This is a genomic window from Clostridia bacterium (assembly GCA_024653205.1).
Lineage (GTDB): Bacteria > Bacillota > DSM-521 > Neomoorellales > SLTJ01 > JANLFO01.
On record JANLFO010000036.1, the window covers coordinates 1 to 13,585 of the forward strand.

The 13,585-nt window shown below is 65.8% G+C and carries 16 protein-coding genes; all 16 read left to right on the forward strand.

Annotated features, from left to right (window positions below):
• The first annotated feature begins 170 nt into the window (after nucleotides 1-170).
• The 16 genes from NUV99_11675 (at nucleotide 171) to spoVAE (ending at nucleotide 13,255) form a co-directional block, all read left to right on the forward strand.
• Nucleotides 171-704, forward strand: coding sequence for an NUDIX hydrolase (locus NUV99_11675; protein ID MCR4420748.1), 534 nt, complete (start codon nucleotides 171-173; stop codon nucleotides 702-704).
• Between the two features lie 36 nt (nucleotides 705-740).
• Entirely contained in the window at nucleotides 741-1,433 is a 693-nt protein-coding gene (locus tag NUV99_11680; protein MCR4420749.1) for a hypothetical protein, read from the forward strand.
• 134 nt (nucleotides 1,434-1,567) lie between these two features.
• Nucleotides 1,568-2,167: a stage II sporulation protein M gene (gene spoIIM / locus NUV99_11685; GenBank protein ID MCR4420750.1), complete on the forward strand. Its 600-nt coding sequence runs from the start codon at nucleotides 1,568-1,570 to the stop codon at nucleotides 2,165-2,167.
• A 65-nt stretch (nucleotides 2,168-2,232) separates the two neighbouring features.
• Nucleotides 2,233-3,117, forward strand: a complete 885-nt coding sequence (gene xerD / locus NUV99_11690; protein ID MCR4420751.1) for a site-specific tyrosine recombinase XerD — start codon at nucleotides 2,233-2,235, stop codon at nucleotides 3,115-3,117.
• 21 nt (nucleotides 3,118-3,138) lie between these two features.
• Complete coding sequence (locus NUV99_11695; protein ID MCR4420752.1) at nucleotides 3,139-4,326, forward strand: phosphopentomutase; 1,188 nt, start codon at nucleotides 3,139-3,141, stop codon at nucleotides 4,324-4,326.
• Complete coding sequence (locus tag NUV99_11700; protein MCR4420753.1) at nucleotides 4,301-5,128, forward strand: purine-nucleoside phosphorylase; 828 nt, start codon at nucleotides 4,301-4,303, stop codon at nucleotides 5,126-5,128. Before NUV99_11695 ends, NUV99_11700 begins: the two co-directional genes overlap by 26 nt.
• Nucleotides 5,129-5,130: 2 nt before the next feature.
• Nucleotides 5,131-6,435 (forward strand): thymidine phosphorylase, encoded by a 1,305-nt coding sequence (locus NUV99_11705; protein MCR4420754.1) that lies wholly within the window; start codon nucleotides 5,131-5,133, stop codon nucleotides 6,433-6,435.
• Between the two features lie 76 nt (nucleotides 6,436-6,511).
• Nucleotides 6,512-7,693 (forward strand): D-alanyl-D-alanine carboxypeptidase, encoded by a 1,182-nt coding sequence (locus NUV99_11710; protein MCR4420755.1) that lies wholly within the window; start codon nucleotides 6,512-6,514, stop codon nucleotides 7,691-7,693.
• 62 nt (nucleotides 7,694-7,755) lie between these two features.
• Nucleotides 7,756-8,112: an anti-sigma factor antagonist gene (locus tag NUV99_11715; GenBank protein ID MCR4420756.1), complete on the forward strand. Its 357-nt coding sequence runs from the start codon at nucleotides 7,756-7,758 to the stop codon at nucleotides 8,110-8,112.
• A complete protein-coding gene (spoIIAB, locus tag NUV99_11720; protein MCR4420757.1) occupies nucleotides 8,105-8,557 on the forward strand; it encodes an anti-sigma F factor in 453 nt (150 codons plus the stop codon). Before NUV99_11715 ends, spoIIAB begins: the two co-directional genes overlap by 8 nt.
• Before the next feature lie 8 nt (nucleotides 8,558-8,565).
• Entirely contained in the window at nucleotides 8,566-9,345 is a 780-nt protein-coding gene (locus tag NUV99_11725; protein MCR4420758.1) for a SigF/SigG family RNA polymerase sporulation sigma factor, read from the forward strand.
• Between the two features lie 73 nt (nucleotides 9,346-9,418).
• Entirely contained in the window at nucleotides 9,419-9,625 is a 207-nt protein-coding gene (locus NUV99_11730; protein MCR4420759.1) for a dodecin family protein, read from the forward strand.
• Between the two features lie 19 nt (nucleotides 9,626-9,644).
• The gene (gene spoVAC / locus NUV99_11735) at nucleotides 9,645-10,121 is read left to right on the forward strand and encodes a stage V sporulation protein AC (protein ID MCR4420760.1); all 477 of its coding nucleotides are present in this window, start codon (nucleotides 9,645-9,647) and stop codon (nucleotides 10,119-10,121) included.
• Between the two features lie 131 nt (nucleotides 10,122-10,252).
• On the forward strand, nucleotides 10,253-11,821 hold the full coding sequence (locus NUV99_11740) for an exonuclease (GenBank protein MCR4420761.1): 1,569 nt from the start codon (nucleotides 10,253-10,255) through the stop codon (nucleotides 11,819-11,821).
• 91 nt (nucleotides 11,822-11,912) lie between these two features.
• A complete protein-coding gene (gene spoVAD, locus NUV99_11745) occupies nucleotides 11,913-12,902 on the forward strand; it encodes a stage V sporulation protein AD (protein MCR4420762.1) in 990 nt (329 codons plus the stop codon).
• Nucleotides 12,902-13,255 carry a stage V sporulation protein AE gene (gene spoVAE / locus NUV99_11750; GenBank protein MCR4420763.1) on the forward strand — a complete coding sequence of 118 codons (354 nt, stop codon included), beginning with the start codon at nucleotides 12,902-12,904 and terminating at the stop codon, nucleotides 13,253-13,255. Before spoVAD ends, spoVAE begins: the two co-directional genes overlap by 1 nt.
• Nucleotides 13,256-13,585: the final 330 nt, after the last annotated feature.

A 13,585-nucleotide genomic window follows, 5' to 3' on the forward strand; every position in this document is an offset into this window, starting at 1 on the left:
CAGTACGAACGGGGAGCACCCGGTACCGCCCGTGGGAAAGTGGGGATAACTCAGGTGTGCGGGCCCTTGTCAAGGGCGCGGCCGCAGCGCTATATTGATGGCGCGTTGCTGTCCGGCCGCGGGATGCCGCCGGGTACGGGACGGAGTCAGCGAAGGGGGTCGCGCAGTCGATGGTGGGAGAGGAGAAGACGCTGGAGAGCACGAGGGTCTTTTCCGGCAGGGTGATCGGCGTACGCGTGGACCGGGTGCGGCTGCCTGACGGAAGGGAGAGCACCCGAGAGGTGGTGGAGCACCGGGGGGCGGTGGTCATCGCCGCCCTGAACGACCGGCAGGAGGTCATGCTGGTCCGCCAGTTCCGGAAGCCGGTGGAGGCGGTGCTGTGGGAGTTGCCGGCCGGAACCCTGGAAGAGGGAGAAGAGCCGCTGGCCTGCGCCCGGCGGGAACTGAAGGAGGAAACCGGCCTCGAGGCCGAGGAGTGGGTGCCGGTAACGCAATTCTACTCCAGCCCGGGCTTCTGCAACGAGAGGCTGCATCTCTTCTGGGCCGGCCGCCTGCGTCAGGGTAAGGCGGCCACCGACGCCGACGAGAATCTCACCGGCCATTGGGTGCCTCTGGAGGAGGCCCTGGAAATGGCCCGGCGCGGCGAGATCGCCGATGCCAAGACCCTGGTGGGACTTCTTTCCCTGAGATACTGGCGCCGGTAACCGAAGGCCGGGGCGAGGAGGGAAGAGAGCCTGCGTTTGTATCTGGCCACGGACGCCAGCGGGGCGGCCGAGGCGGCCCGCAGGGGCCAGGTGGTAATGATCGTGGACGTGGTGGACATGTCTACCACGCTGGAAAGCGCGCTGGACGCAGGGGCGCTGGCCGTGTTCGGAGCCAGCCCGGCAGCAACCCTGCGCCGGCCACCGGCGCGGGTGTGCCCCACCGGGATAGGCTACGCTGCCGGTTGCGAGGCGCAGGCCCTGGGGGCAGAAGTGGTGGTGGTGGCCGAGCCCCGGGCGGGCTGCCGGAACGACCGCCTGCGGCAGGCGGGTGCGGTGCTGGCGGGGTTGCGCGCCGCCGGTGCCCGGGTGGCGGCGGTGGTGCCCAACCTGGGCAAGGAAACCCCGCGCCTGCACCCCTTAGAGGGGAAGGTAGTGGTGGCGGTCACGGCCAGCGGGGGAGTGGCCTACGACGCCGCCTTCACCGCCGGCGGCAGGGTGATCACCGGCACGGTAGCCCGGACCTACCGGGCCCGAGGCTTGGAGCCGGCCAGACGGGCGGCCGTTCGGGCGCTGACCGTTGCCCGGCAGGAGAGCCGCGACGTATGCGTGGTGGCGGCAAGCGGCCGCTCGCTGGAGGACCTGCTGGCCGCGCGCTTTCTGCTTCGTCTCCTGCAGGCCCTGAGTTATCCGCGGTTTCCGCCGGCAGTTCTGGTTCCACCGAGCACCTAAAGCCTCGCGGGGCACCGGACTCGGCGTCCGCCAGGTGCAGGCCTCGACGGGCGGGGAGCATGTTTCTTTCCTCGGCGGCATAGGGATTGAAAGAAAGGACGGCAAGGGCCCGCCGGGGGGAGACAAGTTTGAAGATGGGAGAGGACCCGCGACTTATCCTGTGGTTGACGCTGTTCTTCGTCTGCGGCCTGATCGGGGGTGCGGCGGTGGTGCGGGGGATGAGCCCGGAGCACTCGGCGGAACTTGCCGGCTTCCTGGACCTTTCCCTGGCGGGCTTGAGCACCGCTCCGCCGGAGGGATCGTTGCTGGCGCGTAAGGCCTGGGTACAGAATCTGGGCTTCACCCTGCTGCTGGGATTCCTCGGACTTACCGCCATAGGCGTGCCGGTGGTGCTGGCGCTCATCACCTGGCGGGGCTTTACCCTCGGTTTTACCGTAGGCTTTCTGATTGCCGAGAAGGCCTCCGCCGGGCTGCTGATTTCCGCTCTGGCGGTGCTTCCCCCGAATGTCTTCTACATCCCCGGTTTCTTCTTGGCCGGAGCGGCGGCCATAAATCTATCCCTGCGTCTTCTGCGGGGAGGCCGGTTTTCCTTTCCGCTTAATTGGTGGGAGCAGGTGGGCGGCTACCTGGCGGTACTGGTAATGGCCCTGGCCCTGGTGGCGGTTGGCGGTCTGCTTGAGGCCTATCTCAGCCCGGGAGTGATGCGCTGGGTCGTATCCAGGACGTACGGTTGAGGAGAAGGAATCTGCATTCGGGTGTGGAACTAGTAAGCGGCATGGCTGGCGGAGCGGGGAATCAAATGGACGGTTGGGAAGATCGGTTCTTGCACTACTTGGCCATTGAACGCGGACTGGCCGAGAACTCACTGGTTTCCTATCATCACGACCTTCAGCAGTACCTCAGCTTCTTGGCCGAGCGGGCCGCCAGGGCGGAGGAAGGGACCACCGGCCTTATCCTGGCCTACCTGCAGACCCTGGAACAGAAGGGAAGGAAGCCCACCACCATCTCCCGGCACCTGGCCACCCTCAAAGCCTTCTACCACTTTCTCCTGCGAGAGCAGGTGGTGGCGCGCGACCCGACCGCAGAGCTGGAGGCCCCGCGGATGGGACGTCGCCTGCCCCGGGTGCTGAGCGTGGAGGAGGTAGAGTTCCTGCTCGGGCAGCCCCAGACCGGCCGTGCGTCGGGCCTGCGGGATAAGGCCATGCTGGAGCTGCTGTACGCCACCGGCTTTCGGGTATCGGAATTGGTGTCGCTAAACGTGGAGCAGATTAACCTGGAGATGGGCTTCGTGCGTTGCCTGGGCAAGGGACAGAAGGAACGCCTGGTGCCGGTCGGCTCGGTGGCCGTCTACTGGGTGCGCCGGTACCTGGAGCGTGCCCGGCCGCAGCTGGTAAGGGAACGCAGCGTGGAGGCGCTCTTCGTGAATCACCACGGCCAGCGCCTCACCCGCCAGGGATTCTGGAAGATCCTGAAAAAGTACGCCCGCAAGGCCAATATAGGAACCAACATTACGCCTCACACCCTGCGGCACTCCTTCGCCACCCACCTGTTGGAAAACGGGGCCGACCTGCGCGTGGTGCAGGAACTCCTCGGTCACGCGGACATAACCACCACCCAGATCTACACCCATCTCACGCGCCGCCACCTGCGGGAAATCTACCGGCAGACCCACCCGAGGGCCTAACCGGTCTGGAGGCAGGATCGGTTGACCCGAGCCCTGGTTATCGTTCTGGACAGTGTCGGAGTAGGCGCCCTTCCGGACGCCGACCGGTACGGTGACGCCGGGACCAATACGCTGGTCCACGTAGCCGAGGCCGTGGGGGGCCTGCACCTGCCCCACCTGGGCCGCCTGGGGCTGGGCAACATCCTTGCCGTGCCGGGGGTGGCGCCCGAACCTCGTCCCCTGGCCAGCTACGGAAAAATGGCCGAACGCTCGGCCGGTAAGGACACCACCAGCGGCCACTGGGAACTCATGGGGCTTATCCTGGATCGCCCCTTTCCGGTGTATCCCGACGGCTTTCCGCCGGAGATAATCGGCGCCTTTGAGCAGGCGATAGGTCGACCGGTGCTGGGGAACCGGCCCGCCTCGGGGACGGAGATAATTGCCGAGTTGGGGGAGCAACACCTCAGGACCGGTTATCCCATAGTGTATACCTCTGCCGACTCGGTATTTCAGATCGCCGCCCACGAAGAAGTGATACCGGTGGAGGACCTCTACCGGTACTGCCTTATTGCCCGTCGCCTCCTGGCCGGTAAACACGGCGTGGGACGGGTGATCGCCCGTCCCTTCCTGGGGCGCCCCGGGGCCTTCTATCGGACCGCCCGGCGCCGGGATTTCTCCCTCCCGCCTCCCCGGCCTACCCTCCTGGACCGCCTCAAGGAACACGGGCACGAGGTGGTGGGTATCGGAAAGATAGAGGATATATTCGCCGGCCGGGGGCTGACCCGGATCTACCATACCGAAGATAACCAGGACGGGGTGGCAAAGACGCTGGAGGCCCTGAAGCAGTCGGCCTCGGGATTGGTTTTCACCAATCTCGTGGACTACGACATGCTTTACGGGCACCGCAACGACCCCGTCGGTTACGCCCGCGCCCTGGAGCAGTTCGACGCCCGGGTTCCGGAGATAATTTCCGCCCTCAGACCCCGAGATTTCTTGGTGATCACCGCCGACCACGGATGTGATCCCACCACTCCCGGGACCGACCATACCCGCGAGTACGTGCCGCTGCTGGCCCTGGTGGCGGGGAACGGTGAAGCCAGAGATCTGGGAACTCGTGAAACCTTTGCCGACGTAGCGGCTACCCTGGCCGAAGTTTTCGGGCTTCCGGCTCCTGAGGCCGGGACAAGCTTTTGGGGGGAGATGGGTGACGGACTGGACGGCGGTCGATGAGGCGGTCGCCTGCCTTCGGGGCCGCCTGGGCCTGGTGCCGGAGGTGGGGTTGGTGCTGGGTTCCGGCCTGGGCGAGGTGGCTGCGGAGCTGGAGGTAAAGGCCGCGCTGCCCTACACGGAAATCCCTCATTTTCCCCGGGCCACGGTTCCCGGGCACCAGGGGCAGGTGGCGGCCGGGTACTGGAGAGGCAGGCCGGTTCTGGTCTTCCGGGGCCGGCTGCACTACTACGAGGGTTACTCTCTGGCCCAGGTGACCTTCCCGGTCCGCGTTTTCGCCGGCCTGGGAGGGGAGATCCTGGTTCTTACCAACGCCGCCGGCGGCTTGAGACGCGATTGGCAGGCGGGGGAACTCATGCTCATCCGCGATCACCTCAATTTCATGGGCGACAATCCCCTGCGCGGACTGACCGACCCGCGTCTGGGCCCCCGCTTTCCCGAGCTTTCTCAGGCCTACGATCCGGAGTTGCGGCGGTGGGCCGTGGAGGCGGCCCGGCGGGCGGGTCTGCGGTTACGGGAGGGAGTCTATGCCGCCGTTTCCGGCCCCAGCTACGAGACGCCGGCGGAGGCCCGCTTCCTGCGCCGGGCGGGTGCGGATGCCGTAGGCATGTCCACGGTTCCCGAGGTGATAGTGGCCCGGCAGGTGGGCCTGCGGGTGCTGGGCATTTCCTGCCTGACCAACGTTCTCTTCTCCGATGAGGTTGCGGATCACGAGCAGGTGGTAAGCCGGGCGCGCGAAGCCTCTCGGGCTCTGGATCGGCTGCTGGACGAGTTCCTGAGAGGATCGCCGGAGAAGGAGCGGTAGAAATGACCGGGGTTGCGGGGCTGATTGCCCACAAGCAGCGGGGGGGAAGGCACGGTCCGGAGGAGATCGCCTTCCTGGTCGAGGGCTACCTCAGGGGAACCGTCCCCGACTACCAGATGGCGGCCTGGCTGATGGCCGTGTACTTCCGGGGCCTGGATGCCGAGGAGACCTGGGCGCTGACCCGGGTTCTGGTTCAATCCGGCGAGGTCCTGAACCTGGATGCAGTTCCCGGCATTAAGGTGGACAAGCACAGCACCGGAGGGGTCGGCGACAAGACCACCCTGGTGGTGGCGCCCCTGGCAGCCGCCCTGGGGCTGAAGATGGTTAAGCTCGCCGGCCGCAGTCTGGGGCATACCGGGGGTACTCTGGACAAGCTTGAAGCCATCCCCGGCCTGCGGGTGGAGCTTTCCCGGGAAGAGATAATTGCCCAGGCCGCGCGCACGGGGGTGGTGGTGGCCGGGCACACCGCGGAGCTGGTGCCCGCGGATCGGAAGCTTTACGCCCTGCGCGACGTCACCTCCACCACCGACTGTCTCCCCTTGATAGCCGCCAGCATCATGAGCAAGAAGATCGCCGGCGGGGCCCAGGTGATCGTTCTGGACGTGAAGGTGGGAGAGGGGGGGTTCCTGCCCGGGCTGGAGGAGGCGAGACGCCTGGCCCAGACTATGGTAGAGCTGGGCCGGCGGGCGGAAAGGCCCACGGTGGCCGTGCTCAGCCGCATGGACCAGCCCTTGGGCCGGGCGGTAGGGAACGCGCTGGAAGTCCGGGAGGCGGCAGCGGTACTGCAGGGCGGCGGCCCGCCGGACGTAAGGGAGCTTTCCCTGGCGCTGACCGCACAGCTCCTGCTCCTGGCCGGCCAAGTCCGCACCGCAGAAGAGGGGAGGGCGCTGGCCGAAAGAGCCCTGGCCGAGGGGCGGGCCTGGGAAAAGTTCCGGGAACTGGTGGCCGCGCAGGGGGGGCGGGTGGAGGCCCTTGAACCGGGCGGGCTAGCGGAGGCCCGCTACCAGGTACCGGTCAGGGCTCTCCGGGGGGGATACGTGCGGCGGGTCGCCGCCAGGCCCATCGGCGAGACCGCCCGGGCGCTGGGCGCGGGCAGACAGGTGTTGGGGCAACCGGTCGATCCGGCGGTGGGGATAACGGTGGAAGCCAAGGTGGGCGATCGGGTGGGCGAGGGAGAGGTATTGGCCCGGCTGCACGCGCAAGATCGCGGCCTGGCGGAAAGCCTGGCCCGAAGGCTCGCCGGGGCCTGGGAAATCGGCGAGGAGCCCCCCAAGGAGGAACCGCTGGTATACGAAACCCGGCCGTAGGCCTCGCATATTACCTCCTTCCGGCGGTCAGGCTAGAGGTGGAGCCTAAGCTGGAATACGCCGGGAGGGAATGGCCTTGCGTTGGCTTGGATGGTGTACGGCAGGGATTCTTTTCTTTGTCTGGCTGGTGGCGACCCCCGGCCGGGCCGCCGCCGAGGCCGCCGCTTCCCAGGTGCCTCGGATTGAGGGTAAGGGAGCCATACTCATGGAGGCGGAGACCGGGGAAGTACTGCTGGAGCAGGAGGCGGACACCCGGTGGTATCCGGCCAGCGCCACCAAGGTGATGACCCTGCTCTTGGCCCTGGAGGCGGTAAAGGAGGGACGGGCCAGCCTGGAGGACCGGGTGGTGACCAGCGAGCACGCTGCGGGTTACGGTGGGTCGCAGGTGTGGCTGGAACCCGGGGAGGCCTTCACCTTAAGGGAAATGCTTCTGGCCGTAGCCGTGGGCTCGGCCAACGACGCCAGCGCGGCGGTGGCCGAGCACCTGGCCGGCTCGGAGGCCGCCTTCGTGGAGCAAATGAATGCCAAGGCCCAGGAATTGGGAGCCCTCAACACCCACTTCGTCAACAGTCACGGACTGCACCATCCCGAACACTACACCACCGCCCGGGACCTGGCTCTGATGGCCCGCTACGCGGTGCAGCAGGTACCGGAGATAGCGGACTTCACCAGCGTGAAGGAGTATACTTTCCGGGAAAAGCCCAAGCTGGTCCTGTACAACACCAACAAGCTCCTCTGGTGGTACCCGGGTACGTTGGGTCTCAAGACCGGGACCACCCCGGAGGCAGGCAGGACTCTGGTAGCCGTAGCCGAAAGGGACGGTCTGCGGCTGGTGAGCGTGGTTCTGGGGGTGGGCAAACCGCGGGGGCACTTCGTAGAATCCATGAAGCTCCTGAATTACGGGTTTGCCCGTTACCGCTGGCAGGAGTTTTACCCTGCCGGGCGTCCGGTAGCCCAGGTTCGGGTGGCCAAGGGAGCTGCCGAGAAGGTGGCCGCCGTGACGGCGGAAAGGGTGGGACTGGTCCTGCGCAAGGATGGCGGCGAGCAGGGAGAGGTAAGGGTGGAGACCTATCCCGAGGTCCGGGCTCCGGTCAGGGAAGGGCAGCCGGTAGGTGCCGCCGTAGTATATAAGAACGGCCGGGAGGTACGCCGGGTGCCGCTGGTGGCGGGAGCCGAGGTGGCCCGGGCCACACTCTGGCAGGAGATGGGAAGATCGCTCGGCCGAGTGCTGATTCTTGGAAATTCTGCCACTATGTAGAAGGAATCCCCGTCTTCCCGGCGAATACCGTTTTGAGAAGTGCGGTTTACGGGGGGAGCGGGGTGCGACTGGATTGCTACGTGTACGGAAGGAACCTGGTGGCCCGGCCGGTAGGCGAGCTCGATTTATCGGTAGCCGACCGGTTCCGGATCCAGTTGGAACGGCATCTGGCCGCCGGGGGGGTCAAGAACCTGGTTCTGGACCTTTCCCGGGTTTCTTTCATCGACAGCTCCGGTCTGGGCGTGATCCTCGGGCGTTATCGTCGCCTCAGGGCCCTGGGAGGAGAAGTGGCCATTGTAAACCCTTCGCCTTCGGTAAACCGGCTGTTAATCCTGGCCGGGCTGCACCGGTTGGTGCGTTTCTACGGTAGCGAGGAGGAGGCGCTGGGGAGCCTCGAAAGGGGGAGCGGGGATGAGTGAGATTGTCAACAGCATGCGGCTTGAGTTTTTGAGCCGCAAGGAGAACCTGGGCCTGGCCAGGGTGGCGGTGGCCTCTTTCGCCTCGCAACTGGACTTCACCCTCAACGACCTGGAAGAGATAAAGGTGGCCGTATCCGAGGCCGTGACCAACGCCATCGTACACGGATACGAGAACCAGGCGGCGGGTCTGGTCCGCATTGCCTGTAACCTTTATCCCGACGCGCTGGAGATCATCGTAAACGACGAGGGCAAAGGCATGGCCGAGGTGGCCGCCGCCCTGGAGCCCGGCCGGGCTGCGGAAGGCGACCACGTGGGCCTGGGCTTCATCTTCATGCGTTCCTTTATGAACGAGGTGCAGGTGGATTCCGCGCCCGGCCGGGGGACTACGGTGAGACTGGTGAGGCGTCTCGGCCAACCCCTCCAGGCCTGCGCCCGCCAGAACTAGGAACGGCCATGTCAGGTTCTCTCTCCGACATGAATCTCCCTCGGTTCCCCATGCTGACCGAGGAACAGACCCGCGAGCTCCTGGCCAGGGCCCGGGAAGGGAATCAGGAGGCCCGCCAGACCCTGATAAACTGTCACCTGAAGCTGGTCTTCAACCTGGTGCGGCGTTTTGAGCACCGGGGATACGACCTGGAGGACCTGTTTCAGGTGGGCACCATCGGGCTCATTAAGGCCATAGACAAGTTTGACCTCGCCTACGAGGTCCGCTTTTCCACCTACGCCGTTCCCATGATTGTGGGCGAGATAAGGCGCTTTCTGCGGGACGACCACCCGGTAAGGGTAAGCCGCGCCCTGCGGGAGGTTGCCTGGAGAGTACATGCCATGCAGGAGAAGCTCAGCAAGGAACTGGGTCGCGAACCCTCGGTGGCCGAACTGGCCGAGGCGCTCTCGGTACCCAGGGAAGAGATCGTGGCCGCCATGGAAGCCCTGCAGACCCCGGAATCCATTCACGAGAAGGTATACGAGGACGACGGAGACCCGCTGCTCCGATTGGATCAGCTAGGCGATATTCCGCAAAGTGCGACCTGGTTTGACAGAATTGCCTTAAAAGACATAATTCGACGCCTGCCCCCGAAGCAGAGGCAGGTCATCGTGCTGCGCTTCTTTGCCGACTATACCCAGTCTCAGGTGGCCCAGATCATGGGCCTTTCCCAGGTTCAGATCTCCCGTCTGGAAAGGCAGGCCCTGGCCAACCTCCGCAAATTCCTGGAGGCCCGGGAGGCCGATTGAGCCGGCATACCCGGCAGGCCGGGCGCAGATAATAGCATCGGCCGAGAAACTTGCAGGAGGCAGTGAGGGTGAAATGCACGTTAAGGTAATCGAGCTCGTGGGCGAATCGGCAAATAGCTGGCAGGAGGCGGTGGAGAACGCCGTGGCCGAGGCCGCGCGCACCATTCCCAACATCAGCGGAGTGGAGGTATACAACTTTACGGCCAACGTGGCCAACGGCCGCCTGACCGAGTACAAGGCCAACGTGAAGATTGCCTATGCCGAAGGTGCGCCCGGCTAGAGAATCAGGGTGAGTCACGATGCCCGAGCCGTTGGATGGCCAGCTTAGGCGGCAGCAACAGCAGTACGATCAGGCCGCCTATCAGAAACTGGTGGGCCAGAGCAAGCCCAAACCGCCGGTGGCGAGAAACGCTCTGGCCGCCTTTATCCTGGGGGGTGCTCTGTGCGCCCTGGGCCAGCTGATAGTGCTGCTGCTGGTGGGCGCGGGCATGTCCCCGGCCGAGGCCACCACGGCCACGGCCATGATCATGGTCTTCCTGGGCGCGCTACTCACCGGTTTGGGAGTTTACGACACTCTGGCCAAGTGGGGCGGGGCCGGGGCCATAGTCCCCATTACCGGCTTCGCCAACTCCATCGTGGCCCCGGCCATGGAATTCAAGCACGAGGGTTTCGTATTCGGCGTGGGCGCCCGGATGTTTACCGTGGCCGGACCGGTCCTGGTGTACGGTCTGGTCACGGCCATCCTCATGGGACTGTTGACCTGGGTGCTGAAATAGGCACCTGTCCAACCGGCAGGAGACTTCTCCCGGGGCGAGAATTGGGTTCTAGGTGGTGAGAGGGCCGGTACGAGGGGGCCGGGACCCGCGCAGCGGGTACAACCGGCAGGCCGGCAGGGGGGAGGGTTACCGTGCCGGTGCGGCTTACCTTCTACGACGGCGTGGGGTGCATTGGCGGCAACAAGATCTTGCTGGAAGACGGCCCGGCGGCGCTCTTCCTGGATTTCGGCACCAGCTTTTCCGCCGAGGCCAAGTTCTTCGACGAGTTTCTGGGCCCCCGCAACACCTTCGGCTTTTTCGACCTGCTGGCCCTGGGCATACTGCCGCCCCTGGAGGGGCTCTACCGGCCGGATCTGGAGTACCCGGGGGTATGGGACACCTGCGTGGATCATCCCTGGCGCCGGAGGTTAGATCTTCAGGGAATCGTGCTTACCCACGCCCACCTCGATCACTGCGGCTACCTTTCCTACCTGAGAGCCGATCTGCCGGTGTTCGCCAGCCTCACTACCGCCCTGATCCTCAAGGCGCTGCAGGACACGGGATCGGCCGCCCGGCTGCAGGAGGTTTCCTATACCGCTCCCAGGGAGCTGCGGGAAGGGCTGCTCCGGCCGGCGGACCCTCGCCGTACGGCTTACTGCCGGCGGCCCTACCGGGTATTCGGGCCGGACGAGCTTTCCGAAGCCGCGGCTCGCTTCTGGGATCAGACCTTCGGGTCCCGCCGCCTGGCCGGTCCGGACCTGACCGGGTGCGGCACCGGGACGAAGCTGGGGGAGCTGGAGCTCCGGGTCTGGCCGGTGGATCACTCGGTTCCCGGGGCCGTGGCCGTGGGGGTGCGCACCTCGGCCGGCTGGGTGGTATACACCGGGGACCTGCGGCTTCACGGCCGGCGGGCCGACCTCACCCGCCGCTTCCTGCAGGAGGCGGCCGAACTGGAACCGGCATTCCTGATCTGTGAAGGCACCCACCCGGAAGTGGAAAGGCCGGTGAGCGAAGAAGAAGTAAAGGAGAACTCGCTGGCGGTGGTCCGGGAGGCGCGGGGCCTGGTGGTGGCCGACTTCGGGCCGCGCAACGTCGAACGCCTGCTCTCTTTCCTGGAGATAGCCCGGGCCACGGGCAGGCGGCTGGTGCTCACCGCCAAGGACTTCTACCTGCTCGAGGCCCTGACCGCGGCAGGCGAGCCCGGCGTGCCCGATCCGGAGACCGAGCCGGGGATCTGCCTTTACGCCAAGCCCAAGGCGGTGCTGGCCGGGTGGGAGAAGCACGTATTGGAGCGATTCTCCCGCCTGGCTCCGGACAGGGTGTTGGGGGCCAGGGAGGTGAGGGCCGGGGCGGGTGAACTCATCTTGTGCTTTTCCTATTACGACTTTCACGCCTTTCTCGACATAAGCCCCGGGGGCGGGACCTACCTATACTCCTCCAGCGAGGCCTTTGACGAGGAAATGCTTCTGGATCACGAGCGCGTGCGCAACTGGATACGGCATTTCGGGTTTGAGCTTTACGGCACCCTGGGCCGGGAAAGGGAAAAGTCGGGGTTTCACGCCAGCGGCCACGTGCACGGTCCGGGCCTGGAGGAAATGGTGGAAACGCTCCGGCCCCGGCTGCTCGTCCCGGTGCATACGCAGAGCCCGGACTTTTTCCGCCGCTTTGAGGGTGTCTGCCGGGTAGTGTATCCCCAGAAAGGCCAGGAGATCGCGTTATAGCCCTCCGGAGTATAGCCCGCTCGCGACCGAGGAAAGCTAGCCAGGGAAGGGAGACGCAGCTGTGGAGAAGCGGGTGGGAAAGCACACGCTGATGTTTGCCCGGCCGCCGGTAGTGGCGGGTTCGGCCTCCATCGTGGGCCCAAAGGAGGGACAGGGGCCCTTGGGGTCCACGTACGATAAGATCATCACCGATACCTATTACGGTGAGCCCTCCTGGGAGAAGGCCGAGCAGAAGATGCTGGCCGAGGCCATCCAGATGGTGCTGGACAAGGCGGGCAGGCGGCCGGAAGAGGTCCAGTTTCTCCTGGCCGGCGACCTTCTCAACCAGACCATTTCTGCCAACTACAGTGCCAAGCAATTCGACATTCCCTTCCTGGGACTCTACGGCGCCTGCTCTACCATGTTCGAGGGCCTGGCCCTGGCGGCGATACTGGTGGACGGGGGCTTTGCCGACAACGTTGTGGCTGCCACCTCCAGCCACTACGGCACCTCCGAGCGCCAGTTCCGCCTGCCCACCGAGCAGGGCACCCAGCGTCCCTTGTCCGCCCAGTGGACGGTGACCGGGGCGGCGGCCCTCCTGGTTTCCCGGTACGGAGAGGGCCCCAGGATCACCCATGCCACCATTGGCCGGGTGCTCGACCTGGGCGCGAAGGATGCGGCCGATCTCGGTGGAGCTATGGCTCCGGCGGCGGTGGAGACCCTGGTGCGCCATTTCCGGGACACCAACCGCGGCCCTCAGGACTACAACCTGGTCCTGACCGGCGACCTGGGGAGGGTGGGAAGCGGGCTGGCGGTCCAACTGGCCAAGGCCCAGGGTTACGACCTCGGCCCCAACTACACCGACTGTGGGCTGCTCATCTATTCTGAGGATCAGGACGTCCACGCCGGCGGTTCCGGGTGCGCCTGTTCGGCGGTGGTTACTGCCGGGTACCTGTTGCAGAGGCTGGCTGCCCCGGACTGTGACCGGGTGCTGGCCGTGGGAACCGGCGCCCTATTCAGCCCCATCAGCGTGTACCAGGGCGAATCCATCCCTGCCATCGGCCATGCCGTAGTACTGGAATACCTAGGAGGAGACCGGTGATGCTGCTTAAAGCCTTCCTGCTGGGGGGCCTTATCTGCCTTATCGGCCAGCTCATTATGGACCTCACCCCCTTCAACGTTACCACCGGACACGTGCTGGTGGGTTTCGTCACCGCCGGTGCGGTTTTGAGCGCCCTGGGATGGTACCAGCCCTTGGTGGACTTCGGGGGAGCGGGGGCCACCATACCCCTGAGTGGTTTCGGTCACAGTCTGACCCAGGGCACCCTGAAGGCCATGGAGAGCCAGGGACTGCTGGGCATATTCACCGGCGGGCTGGCCTCCACCAGCGCCGGCATAGCGGCGGCGGTGATCTTCGGCTACGTCATGGCGGTGCTGTTTCGTCCCCAAGGCTAACACCCGGCACCGAATAGCCTTCTGCCGTCGCCCATGTCCAGCCGCTGCCGTCCCGCCTGGACCCGAACTCGACGCGGCGCTTGCGCGGACCCCCTGACCGGGAGGCTGCGGGCGGCCGCGGCCGCGACTCCGTTACTGGGCCCTTTACGCCGCTCGCGGCCCCAGCGGCCTGCGCTGTGGTGGGCGCGGCGGATTGGTCCGGCCGAACTGCTGGCAGAAGGGACCGCCCGTCGGCCTGTGGAACTGCTGGCCGGGGATACGCAGTTGCTCGGCCGGAGTTATCCCCACTTTCCCACTGGCGGTACCGGGTGCTCCCCGTTCGTACTGTCA

Bases quoted from the DNA above. Each gene is read 5' to 3' on its own strand.
- NUV99_11675 (MCR4420748.1), top strand. From the start codon at position 171: ATGGTGGGAGAGGAGAAGACGCTGGAGAGCACGAGGGTCTTTTCCGGC.
- spoIIM (MCR4420750.1), top strand. From the start codon at position 1,568: ATGGGAGAGGACCCGCGACTTATCCTGTGGTTGACGCTGTTCTTCGTC.
- xerD (MCR4420751.1), top strand. From the start codon at position 2,233: ATGGACGGTTGGGAAGATCGGTTCTTGCACTACTTGGCCATTGAACGC.
- NUV99_11705 (MCR4420754.1), top strand. From the start codon at position 5,131: ATGACCGGGGTTGCGGGGCTGATTGCCCACAAGCAGCGGGGGGGAAGG.
- spoIIAB (MCR4420757.1), top strand. From the start codon at position 8,105: ATGAGTGAGATTGTCAACAGCATGCGGCTTGAGTTTTTGAGCCGCAAG.
- NUV99_11725 (MCR4420758.1), top strand. From the start codon at position 8,566: ATGTCAGGTTCTCTCTCCGACATGAATCTCCCTCGGTTCCCCATGCTG.
- NUV99_11730 (MCR4420759.1), top strand. From the start codon at position 9,419: ATGCACGTTAAGGTAATCGAGCTCGTGGGCGAATCGGCAAATAGCTGG.
- spoVAC (MCR4420760.1), top strand. From the start codon at position 9,645: ATGCCCGAGCCGTTGGATGGCCAGCTTAGGCGGCAGCAACAGCAGTAC.
- spoVAD (MCR4420762.1), top strand. From the start codon at position 11,913: ATGTTTGCCCGGCCGCCGGTAGTGGCGGGTTCGGCCTCCATCGTGGGC.
- spoVAE (MCR4420763.1), top strand. From the start codon at position 12,902: ATGCTGCTTAAAGCCTTCCTGCTGGGGGGCCTTATCTGCCTTATCGGC.